The organism is Luteimonas sp. A611 (assembly GCF_054072715.1).
In genome coordinates, this window is sequence record NZ_JBSVRP010000002.1 from 131,781 (window position 1) to 150,393 (window position 18,613).

Annotated in this window: 15 protein-coding genes; 2 read left to right on the forward strand and 13 right to left on the reverse strand. The window is 69.0% G+C overall.

Features of this window, described 5'->3' with window-relative positions; genetic code table 11:
- Positions 1-8: 8 nt before the first annotated feature.
- The 10 genes from napE to aspS all read right to left on the reverse strand — a co-directional run bounded on the left by napE (position 9) and on the right by aspS (position 10,392).
- Positions 9-176 carry a periplasmic nitrate reductase, NapE protein gene (gene napE, locus ACW5EG_RS11010; RefSeq protein ID WP_457019394.1) on the reverse strand — a complete coding sequence of 56 codons (168 nt, stop codon included), beginning with the start codon at positions 174-176 and terminating at the stop codon, positions 9-11.
- Positions 177-386: 210 nt separating this feature from the next.
- The gene (locus ACW5EG_RS11015; RefSeq protein ID WP_457021457.1) at positions 387-1,397 is read right to left on the reverse strand and encodes an LLM class flavin-dependent oxidoreductase; all 1,011 of its coding nucleotides are present in this window, start codon (positions 1,395-1,397) and stop codon (positions 387-389) included.
- 115 nt (positions 1,398-1,512) lie between these two features.
- On the reverse strand, positions 1,513-2,802 hold the full coding sequence (locus ACW5EG_RS11020) for a diguanylate cyclase (protein ID WP_457021458.1): 1,290 nt from the start codon (positions 2,800-2,802) through the stop codon (positions 1,513-1,515).
- 166 nt (positions 2,803-2,968) lie between these two features.
- Entirely contained in the window at positions 2,969-4,888 is a 1,920-nt protein-coding gene (locus tag ACW5EG_RS11025; RefSeq protein WP_457019389.1) for a potassium transporter Kup, read from the reverse strand.
- Between the two features lie 26 nt (positions 4,889-4,914).
- Positions 4,915-5,505 carry a Holliday junction branch migration protein RuvA gene (gene ruvA, locus ACW5EG_RS11030; protein ID WP_457019387.1) on the reverse strand — a complete coding sequence of 197 codons (591 nt, stop codon included), beginning with the start codon at positions 5,503-5,505 and terminating at the stop codon, positions 4,915-4,917.
- Between the two features lie 108 nt (positions 5,506-5,613).
- A complete protein-coding gene (ruvC, locus tag ACW5EG_RS11035) occupies positions 5,614-6,135 on the reverse strand; it encodes a crossover junction endodeoxyribonuclease RuvC (RefSeq protein ID WP_457019385.1) in 522 nt (173 codons plus the stop codon).
- 108 nt (positions 6,136-6,243) lie between these two features.
- The gene (locus ACW5EG_RS11040; protein ID WP_457019383.1) at positions 6,244-6,975 is read right to left on the reverse strand and encodes a YebC/PmpR family DNA-binding transcriptional regulator; all 732 of its coding nucleotides are present in this window, start codon (positions 6,973-6,975) and stop codon (positions 6,244-6,246) included.
- Between the two features lie 32 nt (positions 6,976-7,007).
- Positions 7,008-7,682, reverse strand: coding sequence for an esterase/lipase family protein (locus tag ACW5EG_RS11045; RefSeq protein ID WP_457019381.1), 675 nt, complete (start codon positions 7,680-7,682; stop codon positions 7,008-7,010).
- A gap of 169 nt (positions 7,683-7,851) precedes the next feature.
- Positions 7,852-8,385, reverse strand: a complete 534-nt coding sequence (locus ACW5EG_RS11050) for an N-acetyltransferase family protein (RefSeq protein WP_457019380.1) — start codon at positions 8,383-8,385, stop codon at positions 7,852-7,854.
- 246 nt (positions 8,386-8,631) lie between these two features.
- A complete protein-coding gene (aspS, locus tag ACW5EG_RS11055; RefSeq protein WP_457021460.1) occupies positions 8,632-10,392 on the reverse strand; it encodes an aspartate--tRNA ligase in 1,761 nt (586 codons plus the stop codon).
- A gap of 208 nt (positions 10,393-10,600) precedes the next feature.
- Between aspS and ACW5EG_RS11060 the strand changes: the two genes are divergently transcribed.
- Positions 10,601-12,712, forward strand: coding sequence for a phosphoglycerol transferase I (locus ACW5EG_RS11060; protein WP_457021461.1), 2,112 nt, complete (start codon positions 10,601-10,603; stop codon positions 12,710-12,712).
- Between the two features lie 69 nt (positions 12,713-12,781).
- Here the strand turns inward: ACW5EG_RS11060 and ACW5EG_RS11065 are convergent, their stop codons facing one another.
- The 3 genes from ACW5EG_RS11065 to ACW5EG_RS11075 all read right to left on the reverse strand — a co-directional run bounded on the left by ACW5EG_RS11065 (position 12,782) and on the right by ACW5EG_RS11075 (position 15,915).
- Positions 12,782-13,120 carry an FmdB family zinc ribbon protein gene (locus tag ACW5EG_RS11065; protein WP_457019375.1) on the reverse strand — a complete coding sequence of 113 codons (339 nt, stop codon included), beginning with the start codon at positions 13,118-13,120 and terminating at the stop codon, positions 12,782-12,784.
- 82 nt (positions 13,121-13,202) lie between these two features.
- Positions 13,203-13,913, reverse strand: a complete 711-nt coding sequence (locus ACW5EG_RS11070; RefSeq protein WP_457019374.1) for a hypothetical protein — start codon at positions 13,911-13,913, stop codon at positions 13,203-13,205.
- Positions 13,914-14,046: 133 nt separating this feature from the next.
- A complete protein-coding gene (locus ACW5EG_RS11075; RefSeq protein ID WP_457019373.1) occupies positions 14,047-15,915 on the reverse strand; it encodes an ABC-F family ATP-binding cassette domain-containing protein in 1,869 nt (622 codons plus the stop codon).
- A gap of 147 nt (positions 15,916-16,062) precedes the next feature.
- On the opposite strand from ACW5EG_RS11075, the gene ACW5EG_RS11080 reads away from it, so the two are divergent.
- Positions 16,063-18,471, forward strand: coding sequence for a TonB-dependent receptor plug domain-containing protein (locus ACW5EG_RS11080; RefSeq protein WP_457021462.1), 2,409 nt, complete (start codon positions 16,063-16,065; stop codon positions 18,469-18,471).
- Positions 18,472-18,613: the final 142 nt, after the last annotated feature.

The window sequence follows — 18,613 nt, forward strand, 5'->3', positions numbered from 1 at the left end:
GTCCGGTCTCAGCCGACCGGCGGTCCGGGCGGGCCGGCGATCATCTGGTAGATCCAGACCGCAAAGCCGTAGCCGCCCACGATCATCACCGACAGCACCGGGAACAGGACCACGGTGATGAACAGGAACAGGAGGATTTCCCGTCGTTTCCTTGGCTGGCCGGGACTCGTCTCCAACGCGCGTCACTCCTGCTGGCACCATCGGCTTGCTGTGCGTAGCCTACCGCCGCTGCGCGACAAGTCCAAGGGCCATCGCATCATTGCCGTGACGGGCAACGCTCAGGCGCGTGGCATGCACGCCAACGGCGGCGAGGTGCGATGCGTCATCAATGCGCGCTACACGCGCGCCGGAAGCATGGCCCGCCGTGTCAGTTCCGGGCAGCCGCTTCAGCGTTGCTGGAACGCCTCAGCGGCGAGCGCGAACGAGTGGCGCCGCGCCTGGTGATCAAACACGTTGGCGGTGAGGATCAGTTCGTCCGGCCGATGGCGCGCGGCGAACTCGGCGATGCCTTCGCGCACGTCGGCAGCGTCGCCCACCACCGAACAGGCCAGCGCCTGCTGCACCATCGCTTTTTCCTGTGGCGTCCAGAACGCTTCGATGTCGTCGATCGGCGGCGGAATCAGCCCCGGTGGCCCGCTGCGGCGCAGGCGCACGAAGCTCTGCTGCTGGGTGGTGAACAGCCGCTGCGCCTCGGCGCGCGTATCGGCCGCGACCACGTTGAGGGCGAGCATCGCGTACGGCGCGCGCAGCCGCTTGGACGGCTTGAAATCGCGGTGGTACAGCGCCAGCGCCTCGGTCATCGCGGCTGGCGCGAAATGCGAAGCAAACGAATACGGAAGCCCCAGTGCCGCCGCCAGCTGCGCGCCGAACAGGCTCGAGCCCAGGATCCACACCGGCACCTCGACGCCCGCACCCGGCACAGCCTGCACCGGCTGCCCGGGCTGGACCGGCTCGAAGTAGCGCAACAGTTCCATCACGTCCGAAGGGAAGGCCTCGGCGCCGCTGTAGTAGCGGCGCAGCGCCTTCGTCGTGGGCTGATCGGTGCCCGGCGCACGGCCCAGGCCCAGGTCGATGCGGCCCGGATACAGCGAAGCCAGCGTGCCGAACTGCTCGGCCACCTGCAGCGGCGCGTGGTTGGGCAGCATCACCCCGCCCGCGCCGACGCGGATGGTCGAGGTGCCACCGGCGATGTGTCCGATCAGCACTGCCGTCGCCGCACTGGCGATCCCCGGCATGTTGTGGTGCTCGGCCAGCCAGAACCGGCTGTAACCCAGCGCCTCGGCATGGCGCGCCAGGTCCAGCGAATTGGCAAAGGCCTGCGCGGGCGTGCTGCCCTCGCACACCGGCGCCAGATCAAGGAGGGAATACGGGATGGCGGGGGCGGGATTCTTCGACATGGCCCAGACATGGGGGCGGGTCCGCCGTTATCCACATCGACACCGGTTGGCGGCAACGCTCCGCAGACACGGCGTCCCTGGGGGCCGGCCAGCAAAGGACCGGCTGGGAACGCGCCTACCCCGACGCCACCACGCAGTTGCGCCCGCCGGCCTTTGCCAGGTAGAGACGCCGGTCGGCGTCGGCCAGCAGCCCGTGCAGGTCGTCGCCGGGTACGGCGGTGCGCACGCCGATGCTCACGGTCATGCGCACCTCACCGCCAGGGGTCTGCACGTCGAGATCCTCGACCCGCTGGCGCAGTGCATCGAAGTAGACCTCGAGGGCGCTGGCGTCGAGATCGGGGACCAACATGCAGAACTCCTCGCCGCCGAAGCGCGCCACCTGGTCCCCGGGGCGTGCATGCTGCGACAGCACCGCGGCCAGGGCGCGCAGCGCGTGGTCGCCGGCCTCGTGGCCCCAGCCGTCGTTGATGTGCTTGAAGTGGTCGACGTCCAGGATGGCCATGGTCAGCGGCCGGCACGCGGTCCGCATCTCGGGCACCAGGCGCTCGGCCTGCTCGAGGAAGTGGCGCCGGTTGGGCAGGCCGGTGAGGAAGTCGCGGGTGGCCAGGTCCTGCAGGCTGCCGATCAGCTCCAGCTGGTCGACGTTCTGCGAGACGCGGCAGAAGAATTCCTCGCGCGAAAAAGGCTTGCGCAGGAAGTCGTTGGCGCCGCTCTTGAGGAACCGGGCGACGAGGTCGGGATCGTTGCGTGCGGACACGCCGATCACCGCCACGCGGTCGCGGGCGCGCAGCGCGCGCAGGCGGCGGGTGAGTTCGACACCCTGCATCCCGGGCATCTCCTGGTCGACCATCGCCAGACGGATGGTCGGATCGCGTTCGAGCAGGTGCAGCGCCGCGTCGCCATCTGCCGCCTGGACCACGCGGTAGCCGTAGGTTTCCAGCAGGCTCGCGGTATGCATCCGCGCGGAGGCCGAGTCGTCGACCACCAGCGCGGAGATGCGCCGGTTGCGCTCCAGGCGCTTCACCAGCCAGACGATGTAGTCAAGGCTGCCGGGGGTGTTCTTGAGCACGAAATCGATGACACGCCGCCGCAGCAACCGCTTGCGCAGCTCCTCGTCGTACACGCCGGTGACCACCACGGTCGACAGGCCGCGCTCCTGCAGGCAACCGACCACCTCGTCGCGGTCGCCGTCCGCCAGAACCAGTCCGGTCAGCGCGAGAAACCAGTCGTCGTACTGGTCGAGCAGCGCGCGCGCCTCGGCCAACGTGGAGGCGACCATGACCGGAAGCTTCAGCTGCTGCTCGATCGCACCGGCGACCGCCTGCATGTAGGCACGCGAGTTCTCCAGCAGCAGCACGCGCTGCGGCAGTGGCGAACTAGGCACGATTGGCTGGAGCACGGTCATCCCGTACCTCCGGTTGCGTCGCGGGAAATAACGGCCACCGCGCACCGGACTTGAGGCGCGCGGCGCGCGCACCACAGGTTTCAACGCATCACGCGCGCTGGCGCGTGGCGGCCCGACCCGGCCTGGAATTCAATGCATTTTCAGCGGAGCAAACGGACGCTGCCGGTCAGATCTCGACCTGCGCGCCCAGCTCCACCAGGCGGTTTCCGGGTATCCGGAAGAACTGGTTGGCCGGCGCGGCATTGCGGTGCATCACCGCGAACAGCCGGTCGCGCCAGACCGGCATGCCGCGCTTGGCGCTGGAGACGATGGTCTCGCGGCTGACGAAATAGGTCGTCTCCATCGGGTCGAAGCCGAGCGTGCTGTGGTCGGCCGCCTGCATCAACGCCTGCGGTACGTCGGGGGTTTCCATGAAACCGAAGCGCACGGTCACCCGGTAGAAGCCATCGCCGATCGACTCGATCGACAGGCGCTTGCCGGACGCGGCATAAGGCACGGTCAACGTCTCCACGGTGAGGAACACGTTGATCTCGTGCAGCACCTTGTTGTGCTTGAGGTTGTGCAGCAGCGCGTGCGGCACCACGCCCTTGTCGCTGGTCATGAACACCGCGGTGCCCTCCACCCGCACCGGCGGGGCCAGCATCAGGCCGGGGAGGAAGGCGTCGAGGCGGATGCCTTCCTTCTGCATCTCCTCGCGCAGGGTCTCGCGGCCGCGGCGCCAGGTGCGCAGCAGGGTGAACAGGACGATGCCCAGCACCACCGGGAACCACGCACCCTGCAGCACCTTGGCGGCATTGGCCACCAGGAACGCGATGTCGATGACCAGGAACAGCGCACACAGCGGCAGCACCCAGCGCCGCCATTCCGGCCACAGCACGTGCGCCACCAGGGCCAGCAGGAGCGTGTCGATCAGCATCGTCGCCGACACCGAGATGCCGTAGGCGGCGGCCAGCGACGAGGAGTTGCCGAACGCCAGCACCAGCCCGACCACGATCACCATCATCGTCCAGTTGATCGCCGGGATGTAGATCTGGCCGATGGTCTCGCTGGAGGTGTGCTTGATCCGCATGCGCGGCATGTAGCCCAGCTGCATCGCCTGGCGCGCGATCGAATAGCCGCCGGTGATCACCGCCTGCGAGGCGATCACCGTGGCCATCGTCGCCAGCACGATCATCGGCCACTGCGCCCAGCCCGGCACGCCGATGTAGAACGGGTTGCGCACGGCGGCGGGATCCTCCAGCACCAGGGCGCCCTGCCCCAGGTAGTTGAGCATCAGCGCCGGCAGCACGAAGAAGTACCAGGCATGGCGGATCGGCCGCGGGCCGAAATGCCCCATGTCGGTGTAGATCGCCTCGCCGCCGGTGACCGCCAGCACCACCGCGCCAAGGATGAAGATGCCGCCCCAGGTGTGGTCGATGAAGAAGCGCGCCGCCCACCAGGGATTGATCGCATGCAGCACCTCGGGCTGGTGCAGGATGTTCATCACGCCCAACGCGGCGAGCGCGAGAAACCACAGCACCGTGATCGGGCCGAAGATCCGCCCCACTTTCTCTGTCCCGAAACGCTGCGTGGCGAACAGTGCGACCAGTACCACCAGGGTGATCGGCACGATCCAGTCGTGCATGCCCGGCGCGACCACTTCCAGGCCCTCCACCGCCGACAGCACCGAGATGGCCGGCGTGATCACGCCGTCGCCGAAAAACAGCGAGGCACCGAGGACGCCGAGGATGCCCACCGTGTACGACGAGCGCGAGCCCTTGGGAAAGCAGCGCTGGGCCAGCGCCATCAGCGCCATGATCCCGCCCTCGCCGTCATTGTCGGCGCGCATGATGATGGTCACGTACTTGGTCGTGACCACCAGGCTCAGCGCCCAGAAGATCATCGACAGCACGCCGAGCACGGTGTCGTGGTCGGCGATCAGGCCGTAGTGCGGTGAAAAGGCCTCGCGGATGGTGTAGAGCGGGCTGGTGCCGATGTCGCCGAACACCACGCCGATGGCGCCGACGACCAGCCCGGCCAGGCCGATGTGGCCATGGCCGTGCGACGGCGCCCCGGGCGCTGCAGGTTGGGCGGCTGGCTGCGACATGTGTGTTGGGGGCCGGGTGTGGCGGGTCAGCGAAGCGCGGACTGTAGCGCCTTGCGGATGATGGTTTCAGCAGCATCGCCATCCGCGGCGGCAGCCTTGGCCATCCTCAGCGCCTCGACCGGCTTGTAGCCCAGCTGCTGCAGGGCGATGGTCGCCTCCGACAGCGGATCGGTCGGCAGCGGACCGCCCGCGCCGGGCACGGTGCCGACGGCCAGGCTCGCGGCGCGATCACGCAGTTCGACGACGATCCGCTCGGCGGTCTTCTTGCCGATGCCGGGAATCCGGGTCAGCGCGGTGACATCGCCCGCCTGCACCAGCAGAGCGAACTGGTTGACCGACGACCCCGACAGGATCGCCAGCGCGATCTTCGCGCCGATGCCGGTCACCTTCTGCACGTCGCGGAACAGGCGCCGCTCGGCCTCGGTGAGGAAGCCGTACAGCGACACGCTGTCCTCCTTCTGCGCGTAGTGCGTGCACAGCACCACTTCGCGCCCGACCTCTGGCAGGTCGTAGAAGGTGCTCATCGGCGCTTCGAGCTCGTAGCCGACGCCTTGCACGTCGACCACCAGCCATGGCGGCTGCTTGTGCACGATGATGCCTTTCAATCGTCCGATCATTCGCTGTCCCTCGTCGCACGACTTGCCGTCATTCCTGCATCCCCGTGCCCTTCGTTACTGCCCGTGCCCGTCATTCCTGCGAAAGCAGGAATGAAGACGCACTCGAATTCACTTCCTGCTCCATGCCTGCTGCGTGCTGACGCCAAGCCGCTTCGCGGTGGCACGCACATGCGCGTGGGTGATGGCGATGGCCAGGGCATCGGCAGCGTCGGACTGCAGCTTGCCATGCAGGTTGAGCATGATCCCGACCATGTGCTGGACCTGCGTCTTCTCCGCACCGCCCTTGCCGACCACGGCGAGCTTTACTTCCGTGGCCGCGTACTCATGCACAGGCAGGTCGCGCAGCACCACCGCGCTGATCGCCGCGCCGCGCGCCTGGCCGAGCTTGAGCGCCGAATCGGGGTTGCGCGCCATGAACACGCGCTCGATCGCCACCTCCTGCGGCTGCCACTGTTCGATCACCTCGGCCAGCCCGAGCAGAAGTCGCTTGAGGCGCAGCGAAAAGTCGCCATCGCCCAGCAGCACCAGCGCGCAGTTGTGAACATGCGTCGTCCGCCCCGCCGCATCGACGTCGATGATGCCGATGCCGGTGCGCTGCGAGCCCGGGTCGATACCGAGGATGCGGGTCATCGAACGGGCGTCGGCAACAGGCGACACGGCGTCGCCATCGCGCACGCGTGGACAATCCGCGAACAGCCGCGCGGCTGTTCCCGATTCCCCACGCACACTTCCCGGCCCTCAGCCATACACGGCATCGCCCAGCTCGGCATTTGAATGGACGCTCTGCACGTCGTCCATGTCCTCCAGCCAGCGCAGCAGCTTGACGACCTGCTGCGCGGTGTCGCCGTCGACGGCGACGTCGTTGTCGGCGCGCATGGTCACTTCGGCCAAGTCCGGCGGCAGGCCGGCGGCTTCCATGGCGTGCTTCACCCCGACGAAGGTTTCGGGCGTGGTGACCACGTCGATCGCACCATCCTCCGGATAGACGACCACGTCGTCGGCGCCGCCTTCGATCGCGGCATCGGTGACCTTTTCCTCGTCCGCGCCGGCGCCGTACGACAGCACGCCCAGTTTGCGGAACATGAAGGCCACCGAGCCTTCTGTGCCCATGTTGCCGCCGAACTTGCCGAATGCGTGGCGCACGTCGGCGACGGTGCGCACGCGGTTGTCGGTGAGGCAGTCGACGATCACCGCCACCCCGCCGGGCGCATAGCCCTCGTAGCGGATCTCCTCGTACTCGATGCCTTCCAGCTCGCCGGTGGCCTTCTTGATCGCGCGCTCGATCACGTCCTTGGTCATGTTCAGCGACAGGCCCTTGTCGATCGCGGCACGCAGGCGCGGATTGCCACCAGGATCACCCCCGCCGGCGCGTGCGGCCACGCCGATCTCGCGGATGATCTTGGTGAAAATCTTGCCGCGCCTCGCGTCGACGGCGTTCTTGCGTGCTTCGATGGAAGGACCGCGCCCCATGGATCGATGACCGGTTCGGGAAGACCCGCCGATTATACGTTTTGCGGCCTGTCTCCATGTTCGAAGCGGCCCTCGCGCAGGAATGCGGCCGTCTGCCGCGCCGCGGCGGCCGAGAGCAGCAGGCCAGAATGGCTGGCCGGGACCAGGCAATGGTCGCGCAGGCCGGGCATCCGCGTTTCCTCGACGGCCACCGTGCCGTCGGACGCGGCATCCACGGACGACAGCAGGCGGCCGACGCCGCGCGGCACGCAGCCCGCCACCACGCCGACCTCGGCCTTTCCGGCCCAGCCGTCGAGCCCGCGTCGCAGCAGGTTCGCGCTGCGGCCCAGCGCCAGCGACGACCAGTGGCGCGCACACAGCGCGCGGGCGGTGCAGCTGCCGCACAGCGGCGAACCCAGGCAGACCACCCGCTGCACGGGCAGGTCCGGCGCGATGCGCAGTGCGTCCAGCGCCACCAGGCCGCCGAGGCTGTAGCCCACCAGATCGACAGGCGGACCGCCAGCCAGCCTGTCGACCAGGGCCTGCGACGCCCGCGCGGGGTCGCCCAGCACGCTCGGGTAGCCCCAGATCCGCGCATCGAATCCTTCCGCGCGCAGGCGCCGGGCGAGCGGCAGCAGCCACAGGCGCGTGTTCCAGATGCCGTGGATCAGCAGGACCGGGCGCGTGGCAGCCACATCGTGGAGGCGAGGGGACGGCGAGGAGGACATCGCCTGATTGGGCAACGGCGCGACGGCGCTTGCAAGTCCAGCCGAGGGAATGCCCTCGATCGCACCAGGGAAAAAGGGGGCCGTCGCCGGGCTGCCGGAAGCGGAAACCCGAACCGGACAAAGTGCCCCGACGCCAGGCGCCGGCAGCCGTCTACCCTCGATAGCGCGGTCAGCCGGCCGGCAGCGCGTCCGCGGGCCGCCGCAGGATGAACTCGAGGTCCTGGGTGGCACCGACCGCGAACAGGTACTCGCCAACCTTGTCGAAACCGCGTCGTGCGTAGAAGCGCTGCGCGCCGGCGTTGCCGGACCAGACGCCGATCCACAGCGTGCGCGGGCCATCGCGCAGCAGCCAGTCCATCACGGCGTCCATGACCCGCCCGCCGTGGCCGCCGGCTTGGTGGCTGTGCAACAGGTACAGGCGCTTGAGCTCGCCGTCGCCGGGCGCGACATCCGGATGCGGCAGGCCGCAGGGGCCGGCGGCGGCATGGCCGACCGCGACGCCGTCTTCCTCCAGCAGCCAGACCGCGTAATCCGGATGGGACAGGATGGTGTGCTGGCGCTCGACGCAATAGGCCTCGCCGATGAAGCCGGCGAGGTCCTGCGGCGGATAGAGGTGACCGAAGGTTTCGGTGAACGTATGCGCAGCGAGCGCCGACAGGGTCGTGGCGTCTTCGACGCTGGCGCGGCGGATCTCAACGCGCATCCGGCGGCCCCCACCCCAACCCTCCCCCGCAGGCGGAGGAGGGAGCAAAAGATGTCGCGCGACGTCCGCCTTCCCGGCCCACGCGCTTGGCAGAAGGGGCAGAAGACCTCGCGCCCTGGCTCCCTCCCCCGCTTGCGGGGGAGGGCTCCGGACGTGCCCTTCCGCGACGGGCGGCATCTCCTCCCTCCCCCGCCTGCGGGGGAGGGTTGGGGTGGGGGCCTGCAGGTCGCCGCGCGCCCATCGCCCTTACGCTTTCGGCCGCACCTGGACGTGCACTTCGGCCAGCTGTGCGTCCGGGATCGGCGACGGGGCGCCGGTCATCAGGCACTGCGCGGAGGTGGTCTTCGGGAAAGCAATCACGTCGCGGATCGACTCGGTGCCCGCCATCAGCGCGGCGATGCGGTCGATGCCGAAGGCGATGCCGCCATGCGGCGGCGCGCCGTACTTGAGCGCGTCGAGCAGGAAGCCGAACTTCAGCTCCGCCTCTTCCCGGCCGATGCCCAGCAGCTCGAACACCGCGCTCTGCAAAGAGGCGCGATGGATGCGGATCGATCCGCCGCCGATCTCGTTGCCGTTGAGCACCATGTCGTAGCCGCGCGACACTGCGGTGGCGGCATTGGCGCGCAGGTCGGCCTCGTCGTCCACGGCCGGCGCGGTGAACGGATGGTGCAGGGCCACGTAACGCTGCGCCTCCTCGTCCCATTCGAACATCGGGAAGTCGGTGACCCACAGCGGACGCCAGCCGTCCTCGACCAGGGCGAAGTCCTTGCCTGCCTTGAGCCGCACCGCGCCCATGAAGCCGCTGACCGTCGAATACGTGCCGGCACCGAAGAACACGATGTCGCCATTGCCCGCGCCCACGTGCGCGATCAGCGCGGCAAACGCGGCCTCGTCGAAGAACTTCTGGATCGGCGAGCTGATCTCGCCCGACTCGGCGATCTTGATGTAGGCCAGGCCCTTGGCGCCGTACTTGGCCGCGTGCGCGCCGTAGTCGTCGATCTGCTTGCGGCTCAGCGAGGCGCCACCCGGGATGCGCAGCGCCGCAACGCGACCGCCCGCCTCGTTGGCCGGGCCGGTGAACACGGCAAAGCCGCTGTCCCTGACCAGTTCCGCCACGTCCACCAACTCGAGCGCGATGCGCAGGTCGGGCTTGTCCGAACCGAAGCGGCGCATGGCTTCGGCCCAGGTCAGGCGCGGGAACTCGGCGGCCAACTCGACGTCGACCACTTCGCGGAACACGTCGCGGATCATGGCCTCGACCGTGTCCTGCACATCGCGCTCGGACACCCAGGCGAACTCCATGTCGAGCTGGGTGAATTCCAGCTGGCGGTCGGCGCGCAGGGCCTCGTCGCGGAAGCAGCGCGCGATCTGGTAGTAGCGGTCGAAGCCGGCCATCATCAGGATCTGCTTGAACAGCTGCGGGCTCTGCGGCAGCGCATAGAACTCGCCCGGATGCATGCGCGCGGGCACCAGGAAGTCGCGCGCGCCCTCGGGCGTGGCCTTGGTCAGGATCGGCGTCTCGATGTCCTGGAAGCTGCGCGCATCCAGCCAGTGGCGCAGCGCGCTCACCAGCTTCGTGCGCGTGCGCATGCGGCGCTGCATCTCCGGATGGCGCAGGTCCAGGTAGCGGTACCTGAGCCGCGTCTCCTCGCCCGGGTTCTCGTGGTGATGGAACGGCAGCGGCTCGGCCTTGTTCATCACCTCGATGACCTCGGCCACCACTTCCACCTGGCCGGTGACAATCTTCGCATTGACCGAATGCCGGCGGCGCACCGTGCCGGTGATGCGCAGGCAGTCCTCGTAGCCCACCTTCTCCGCTGCGGCGACGACGCCGGCGTTGCCAGCCGCATCGGACGGCTCGGCCACCACCTGGACGATGCCCTCGTGGTCGCGCAGGTCGATGAAGCAGACCCCGCCGAGGTTGCGCGCGACGTCGGCCCAGCCGCACAGGGTCACGCTCTGCCCGATCAACGTCTCGTCGACCAGGCCGCAGAAGTGGGTACGCATGAACGGAACTCCGGCTCGTGCCGGCCGAGCCGGCAAACCGCGAAGTTTAAAGCGCTTTGCCCGGGGACGCGCCCCGCGCGTGCACAGCGGCGGGCGCCGCGAGACGCCAGCAGCCCACATGGAAGTGCGATTCAGCCATATGACGGCATTGTGTCAGCCAGGTCCCGTCGCGCGGGCACCGGCCCCGTCCCACAGGAAGCCTCGCTGCATGCCGACGATCCTCCTGCTGTCGCTGTTCCTGCTCGCCTATCTGCTGCTGGCCGCCGAGCGGCGTGCCTGGCTCAAGGCCGCCCTGCTGTCTTCCCTGCTGCTGGCGCTCAGCGCCTGGTGGCTGGTCGACCGCCTCAGCGGCAACGGCATCGACCCGGCCACGCTCTATCACCTGCAGGCCGGCATGCAGGGCGCCGGCATCGGTGATTTCAGCGGCGACATCGCCCGCTTCCTGGGGCTGGCGCTGCTTTCGTCGCTGCCACTGGCGCTGGTCCCGCTGCTGCGCGGGCGCCTGCAGCGCTTCCGGCGTCAGCACCCGGCGCCGATCGTGTCCGTGGGCTTTGCCACCGCCTTCGTCGCCGCCGTCCTGGCCAGCCCGATGTATGCGGATGCCCAACGCCTGCAGCGCCATCTGGCGCCAGTCGATGCCACTGGCGTGGCGGCGCAGTATCAGGTGCCGGGCGGCGAACTGCCCCGGCGCCCCAACATCGTCTGGATCTACGCCGAGAGCCTGGAGCGCACCTACCTCGACCCGTCGGTCTTCCCGGGCCTGATGCCGCAGCTCTCGCGACTGGTGAAGCAGGGCCTGGACTTCCGCGACATCGCCTCGCCCGAAGGCGGCGGCTGGACGATCGCCGGCCTGGTCACCTCGCAGTGCGGCATCCCGCTCACCGCCGCGCGCGGCGACGAGAACAGCCTGGGGCGGATGCGCGAGTTCCTGCCCGGCGCGCACTGCCTGGGCGATTTCCTCAAGGGCCAGGGCTATCGCAACCTGTTCCTGGGTGGCGCCGATTCGGGGTTCGCCGCCAAGGGACGCTTCCTGCACCAGCACGGTTTCGATGAGGTGCGCGACCTCGCCCATTACCGAGACGCCGGCATCGACCGCGCCCACTTCTCCAACTGGGGCCTGCACGACGACGTGCTGCTGGACGATGCGTTCGAGACCTTCATGCAGCTCTCGGCCGCCGGCACGCCGTTCATGCTCAACGCGCTGACCATGGACACCCACCATCCGGCCGGCCATCTCCCGGTCGCCTGCAGCGACGTGCGCTACCGCAGCGAGTTGGGCGACATCGACCTGCTGCACGCGATCAAGTGCAGCGACATGCTGATTGCCGGGTTGATCGAGCGCATCCGCAGCAGCCCCTACGCCGACGACACCCTGATCGTGCTCGCCTCCGACCATCTGGCGATGCCGAACGACCTCAGCGACGTCCTGGCCGGCATGCGCCGCGAGAACCTGCTGCTGTTCCTGGCGCCGGGGCTCGAAGGCCAGCAGCTGGCGGTCCCCGGCACCACGCTCGACTCCGGCGCGACGCTGCTGTCGCTGATCGACCCGGCCCGCGATGCGCTCGGCTTCGGCCGCTCGCTGCTGGTGCCCGGTGCGGCGTCGAGCGCAAGTCTGGCCGCGCTGGACGAGGCCGACACCGGCTACGCGCCCTACCTGGCCTATGCGCGCGCGCTGTGGACCGGCGGCGACACGCGCACCCTGCGCATCGACGGCGACCAGATCCGGATCGGCCTGCAGCACGTACGCCCGCCGGTGATGATCGAGTACGACGAGGACTGGGCACTGGGCGCGATCACGATGGAGGATGCGCCACGCCAGTTCGGCATCGACGATCCGGCCAACGTGCGCGCCTACGTCGACCGCTGCACGGCCTTCGACGACGACGCGCTGAGCGGCGAATGGTGTGCGCTGCTGGTCGACGCACACGACAACCGCAAGCTTTTCGCCGACGCCGACCTGCAGCGCGGCGTGCGCGTGGATGCGCCGCTGGAAGCCGCGACCGGCCCGCGACCGAGGCCGCGGCGCTCGATCTGGCTGGGCCACGAAACCGAGCTGGTCGCCGGCCAGTATCAGCTGCGGCTGCGCACGCGCGAGTGGCCGAGCCACCCGTTCTGGCTGGAGGCGGTCGCCTCGGACGGACGCGTGGTGGCGCGCGAGTGGATCCAGCCCGCACGCCATCCCACCGGTTCGATCCGGCTGCAGATCGGGCTGGACGACACAACCAACGACCTGGAATTCCGCGCCTGGCTGGACTGGGCCGAGTACATGGAGCTCACCAGCCTGGCGATGGTGCGCACGGCCGAACGCTCGCGGTCCTGAGGGGAGGTCCGCAGTATCGGTTGGGGTAAACGGGGCCGCGCGCGAGTTGCCGCGCGGCACGCGACGGGATCAGGCGTCGGCAGCCTTGGTCGCAGGCGCGGCGGCCGGCGTGGCCGCGGGCTTGGCCGCATCGGGCGATGAGCCGCCGGTGTCGCCCTTCGAATCGCCCTTGGATTCTTTCGACCCGCCATCGCCGCCATCGGCGATGTTGCGCTTGCGGTCGCCGTCCTTCTTGAAGTCGGTCTCGTACCAGCCGCCACCGGCCAGGCGGAACGAAGGCGCGGTCAGCGTGCGCTTGACCGACGCGGCGCTGCAGGACGGGCAAGCGTCCGGGTCCGGGTCTGAAAGCTTCTGCAGGCGGTCGAAGCTGTGACCGCACTGCTCGCAGCGGTACGCATAGATGGGCATGGCGATATCGGTTGGTGGTTCGTCTCGAGCGCGCAGTGTGGGGGCGGCGCCGCGGAAAGCAAGCCGGCAGCGCCGCCGCCACTTATTCCTGCGGCGCGCTGCCCCACGGTGCGGGCGGCAGGTCCACGGCCTGCGACAGGTCGAACTCGACCTTGAACTCGCGGCCGCCCGGACGGGTGAGCTCGTAGAGGAAGCGCTGCCCGGGCTCGACTTCCATCGCCCAGGTGTTGGTCACCGAGACGTCGAGACCCTCGCGCTCGAACACCGCGATCGATTCGGCATCGACCGGGAACTCCTGGCGCACGGCGGTGCCGGCGCTGGCGGTATCGCCGCCGTACATGGTGACCGCGTCGTCGCTGCCGTCCTCGTGGCGGTGGTCGTGCTTGAGTCGCAGGCCGTCGCCGGTGCGGGTCAGCACCCAGGTGCGCGAGTGGTCATCGCCCACGTGGAACGGCACGCGCAGTTCGCGCGCGGGCGCCTCACAGCCGCGCACGTGCATCACCAGGCGCTTGCCCTCGAACGCGTCCGGCTCGGCCGAGGCAGGCTGGTTGGCGACGACGCGCCCTTCGAACGCCTGCCCGCAGTGGCGCGCGAGCGCTGCCAGGAACTGGTCGGCGGGTGCCTGCGCGTCGGACGCCTGCGACGGGTCGATGCCTTCGGCCGCGGCATCGGCCTGCGCTGCCGCATTGTTGTCGCCGGCATCGGTGCTGGTTCCGCTGCAGGCGGACAGCGCGAGTGCAAGCGCGGCGAGGGGAAGGATGCGGTGCGTGATGTAGCGATGTGTTTTATTCATCGCTGCACCGTAACCGCGCAGGTGTGGCATCGCAAGTTGCCGGATAGCGGCCGAAGCCCCTTCTGCAGATACTCGATTGCGACGGAGGCGCCGCACGAAATCCATTGTCCTCGCGGCGAGGCCGCGATTGCACTCAGCCGTACAGCGACAGCAGTTCGCCTTCCGCATCGTCCAGCTGCGCGCGCAGTGCCGCCTGCTTCTGGCCGATGTCGACCACCCGGGCACCATCGGCGTAGATCGCGGGCTCGGCCAGTTCGGCTTCCAGGTCCGCCAGCGCCTGCTCGAGTTCGGCCACGCGCGCTTCGACCTTGCCCAGCCTGTGCGGGTTGACCTTCGCCGCCGGCCTGGCTGGCTCGGGCGGCGGCTCCGCAACCTTGGGCATCGCGGGCGCACGCGCCTGTTCGCCGGAGGGTCGCGAACGCAGCCACGCCGCGTATTCGTCCAGGTCTCCGTCGAACGGCTTGACCACGCCATCGGACACGCGCCAGAAGGTGTCGCTCACCAGTCCGATCAGGTGCCGGTCGTGCGACACCAGCACGATCGCGCCCTCGAAATCGCTCAGCGCTTCGGCAAGTGCCTCGCGCATGTCGAGGTCCAGATGGTTGGTCGGTTCGTCGAGCAGCAGCACGTTCGGCTGGCGCCAGGCGATCAACGCCAGCGCCAGCCGCGCGCGCTCGCCGCCGGAGAAGCCATCGATGCTTTCGAACGCGCGCTCGCCGGGGAAATACCACTTGCCCAGGAAATCGCGGAAGGCCTGCGTCGACGTGTCCGGTGACAGCTCGCGCAGGTGGTCGATCGCCGAAGTGCCGGCAACCAGTGATTCCACCGTGTGCTGGGCGAAGTAGCCGATGCGCAGGTCCGGATGGGCATAGCGCTCGCCGGCCAGCAGCGGCAGCTCCCCGACCAGCGACTTGACCAGGGTCGACTTGCCGGCGCCGTTGGGACCGAGCAGACCGATGCGGTCGCCGGCCTCGAGGCCGAAACCGACGTTTTCCAGAATGCGTATTGCGCCCTTCCCTTCAAGGGGCTTTGGGACGTAACCGCACACGCCATCGTTGATCCGCAGCAGCGCATGCGGCAGCTTCGCAGGCGCAGGAAACTCGATGCGGAACTCGCGCTCGGCGCGCACCGCCTCGGTGCCGGCCAGCTTGGCCAGTCGCTTCATCCGGCTCTGCGCCTGGCGCGCCTTGCTGGCCTGGGCCTTGAAGCGGTCGATGAACTTCTGCAGGTGGGCGCGCTCGGCCTGTTCCTTCTCGTGCACGACCTGCTGCTGGCGCAGGTGCTCGGCGCGCTGACGCTCGAAGGCGGTGTAGTCGCCGACGTACAGCTTGGCCTTGCCGTCGTTGAGGTGCAGCGTATGGGTGCTCACGCCATCGAGGAATTCGCGATCGTGGCTGATCAGCAGCAGCGTGCCCGGGTACTTGAGCAGCCACTGCTCCAGCCACAGCACCGCGTCGAGGTCGAGGTGGTTGGTGGGCTCGTCGAGCAGCAGCAGGTCGCTGGGCATCATCAACGCGCGCGCCAGGTTCAGGCGCACCCGCCAGCCGCCCGAGAACGAACTCACCGCGCGGCGATGGGTCTCGGCGGGGAAGCCCAGACCGTGCAGCAGGCGCCCGGCGCGGGCCTCGGCGTCGTAGCCGTCCAGCTCCGCCAGGCGCTGGTGCGCGACGGCCACGGACTCCCAGTCCTCGCGCGCGGCGGCTTCGGCCTCGGCGCGGATCACCGCGGCGACCACGTCGTCGCCGCCAAGCACGAACTCGATCGCCGGGTCGGGCAGCGACGGGGTTTCCTGCGCCACGCTGGCGATGCGCACCCGGTTGGGCACGTCCAGGTCGCCCTTGTCGGGTTCGAGTTCGCCGCGCACGGCGGCGAACAGGGAGGACTTGCCGGTGCCGTTGCGCCCGACCACGCCCGCCCGGTAACCGGCGTGCAGGGTGAGGTCGACGTTGGACAGCAGGAGGCGTTCGCCGCGGCGGAGGGCGAAATTGCGGAAAGCGATCATGACCGACCATTCTAAAGGAGTAGGCCGGGACGCCGCCAAAGCAGTCGCTCATGCCCGAAAGGAATAAGGCGATCGGGATTGCCCCTTTGGCGATTTGTTACGTAGGGGTTAATTTCACACCCACCCCTCTCCCCCCTAGGAGCCGACATGATCCGCCACCCCCTCACCGCCGCCCTGTTGCTGACCTTGACTGCTTCCGCAGCCCACGCGCAGTCGCAGGACGCTCCGGCCGACGCCGGCAGGACCCTGGATACGGTCATCGTGACCGGCACCCGCGTCGCCGACCGCACCGTCGCCGAGTCCCAGTCGCCGATCGACATCCTGACCCCTGAAGCCCTGCAGGCCACGGGCACCGTGGAGCTGGCGACCGCGCTGTCGCGCGCCCTGCCCTCGCTGAATTTCCCGCGCCCCGCCGTCACCGACGGCACCAGCGGCGTGCGCCCGGCGCAGCTGCGCGGCCTCTCGCCGGACCAGGTGCTGGTGCTGGTGAACGGCAAGCGCCGCCACATCTCCGCCCTGGTCAACGTCAACGGCAGCATCGGCCGCGGCTCCTCGGCGGTCGACCTCAACGCCATTCCGATCGCGGCCATCGCGCGGGTGGAAGTGCTGCGCGACGGCGCGTCCGCGCAGTACGGCTCCGATGCCATCGCCGGCGTGGTCAACGTCGTGCTCAAGGGTGCCGAACGGGGCGGCAGCCTGCAGGTCGACCTTGGCCAGTATTCGGCCGGCGACGGCAAGAACGGCCAGATCTCCGGCGATGCCGGGATCACCTATGCCGGCGACCGCGGCAACCTGCACGTGGCAGCCCAGCTCAGCGACCAGGACTCCACCAACCGCGCGCGCCCCTACCACCCCGATCCGTCCCAGGGCGTGACGCCGGCGCCGCACACCGGCAACAACCCGGGCGTCGGCGAGGTCGGTTTTGTCTACGGCGACCCCGCGGTGCAGGCGGCCAGCGTCTCGGCGACCACCGAGTTCAGCTTCAGCGAACACCTCACCGGCTACGCCAGCACCATCGCCAGCAACCGCGACATCGTGTCCTTCGCCTTCTACCGCTCGCGCAACCACAGCGGCCAGGGCGCACTGCTGGCCCTCGCCTATCCCGACGGCTTCGTGCCGGAGATCAACCAGGTTTCGCGCGACCGCTCGCTGGCCGCGGGCCTCAAGGGGTGGACCGACAGCGGCTGGAACTGGGACCTGAGCTACAACTACGGCAGCAACGATCTCGAGTTCTACACCCAGAACTCGATCAACTATTCGCTCGGCGCCGACAGCCCGCGCCGCTTCTACGACGGCACCCTCGAATACAACCAGCAGGTGGCGAACCTCGACGTGACCCGGGCGCTTGAACTCGGCCTGCCCTACCCGGCCACGCTGTCGCTCGGCGCCGAGTACCGCCAGGAAGAGTGGAGCCAGTCGGCCGGCGAGCCAGCCTCGTACAGCGGCTCGGGCGCACAGGGCTTCGGCGGATTCACCGCGCTCAACGCGGGCAGCTTCGACCGCTCCAGCTATTCGGTCTACGCCGGGCTGGAAGCGGACGTGAGCGACCGCTTCTCGGCCGGTGTCGCCGCCCGCTACGAGGACTACGACGATTTCGGCAGCGAACTGTCTGGCAAGCTGTCCGCACGCTTCGCGTTCAACGATGCGGTCGCCCTGCGTGGCACCGTGGCCAGCGGCTTCCGCGCGCCGGCGCTGGGCCAGCAGTACTACCAGGCGGTCACCAGCAACAGCATCAGCGGCGTGTTCTACGAATCCGGCACCTTCCGCACCACCAGCGCGGCGGCGCTCGCCCTCGGCGCGGAACCGCTGCAGGCCGAAACCTCGCTGTCGTATGGCCTCGGCCTGGTGCTGCAGCCGGTCGAGCGCCTGTACGTGACCATCGACGCCTACAGCATCGACATCGACGACCGCGTCGTGCTGTCGTCCAACCTGATCGCCAACCAGGCCGTGACCGATCTGCTGGCCGGCCTCGGGATCACCAACGTCACCAGTGCGCGCTACTTCACCAACGCGGTTGACACGCGCACGCGCGGCATCGACATCGTGGGCAGCTACTCGATCCCGCTGCAACGCGGCGCGCTCAACCTCACCGCCGGCCACAACTACAACAAGACCGAGATCACCCGCATCGCCGAGAACCCGGTGGAACTCGAGACGCTGGGCGTCGAGCTCGAACGCATCGGCCGCGACGAGCAGGGCCGCATCGAGGAAGGCTATCCGCGCACCAAGACCATGATCGGCGCGTCGTGGAACCTGCAGCAGTGGGACCTGAACCTGGGTGCGACCCGGCACGGCGACTACACCACGCGCCAGTCCAGCGCGGCGCTGGCCGCGCGCGATCAGACCTTCGATGCCAAATGGCTGCTCGACGCATCCGTCAGCTACCGCCCGGCGGATCGCTGGACCCTGACCCTGGGCGCGGACAACATCCTCAACGAGTATCCGGACGAGAACCTTTACCTCAACTCGACCACCGGCCAGTTCCCGTACAACAGCCAGTCGCCGTTCGGCTTCAACGGCGCCTATGTGTACGGGCGTGTCGGCTACCGCTGGTAGGCGACGCCCGCGCTTGATCCGAAGGCCCGGCATTGCCGGGCTTTCGCGTTTCAGGGCGCACGCAAGCGCGTACAAACGCGCGATTTGCCCGGAACGGGCGCATTCGGCGAAACTGCGTTCCCGGAAGCGACGATCGCCGCAT

Bases quoted from the DNA above. Each gene is read 5' to 3' on its own strand.
- ACW5EG_RS11040 (WP_457019383.1), bottom strand. From the start codon at position 6,975: ATGGGGCGCGGTCCTTCCATCGAAGCACGCAAGAACGCCGTCGACGCG.
- aspS (WP_457021460.1), bottom strand. From the start codon at position 10,392: ATGCGTACCCACTTCTGCGGCCTGGTCGACGAGACGTTGATCGGGCAG.
- ACW5EG_RS11025 (WP_457019389.1), bottom strand. From the start codon at position 4,888: ATGTCGCAGCCAGCCGCCCAACCTGCAGCGCCCGGGGCGCCGTCGCAC.
- ACW5EG_RS11015 (WP_457021457.1), bottom strand. From the start codon at position 1,397: ATGTCGAAGAATCCCGCCCCCGCCATCCCGTATTCCCTCCTTGATCTG.
- ACW5EG_RS11070 (WP_457019374.1), bottom strand. From the start codon at position 13,913: ATGAATAAAACACATCGCTACATCACGCACCGCATCCTTCCCCTCGCC.
- ACW5EG_RS11080 (WP_457021462.1), top strand. From the start codon at position 16,063: ATGATCCGCCACCCCCTCACCGCCGCCCTGTTGCTGACCTTGACTGCT.
- ACW5EG_RS11065 (WP_457019375.1), bottom strand. From the start codon at position 13,120: ATGCCCATCTATGCGTACCGCTGCGAGCAGTGCGGTCACAGCTTCGAC.
- ACW5EG_RS11020 (WP_457021458.1), bottom strand. From the start codon at position 2,802: ATGACCGTGCTCCAGCCAATCGTGCCTAGTTCGCCACTGCCGCAGCGC.
- ACW5EG_RS11075 (WP_457019373.1), bottom strand. From the start codon at position 15,915: ATGATCGCTTTCCGCAATTTCGCCCTCCGCCGCGGCGAACGCCTCCTG.
- ACW5EG_RS11045 (WP_457019381.1), bottom strand. From the start codon at position 7,682: ATGTCCTCCTCGCCGTCCCCTCGCCTCCACGATGTGGCTGCCACGCGC.
- ACW5EG_RS11060 (WP_457021461.1), top strand. From the start codon at position 10,601: ATGCCGACGATCCTCCTGCTGTCGCTGTTCCTGCTCGCCTATCTGCTG.
- ACW5EG_RS11050 (WP_457019380.1), bottom strand. From the start codon at position 8,385: ATGCGCGTTGAGATCCGCCGCGCCAGCGTCGAAGACGCCACGACCCTG.
- ruvC (WP_457019385.1), bottom strand. From the start codon at position 6,135: ATGACCCGCATCCTCGGTATCGACCCGGGCTCGCAGCGCACCGGCATC.
- ruvA (WP_457019387.1), bottom strand. From the start codon at position 5,505: ATGATCGGACGATTGAAAGGCATCATCGTGCACAAGCAGCCGCCATGG.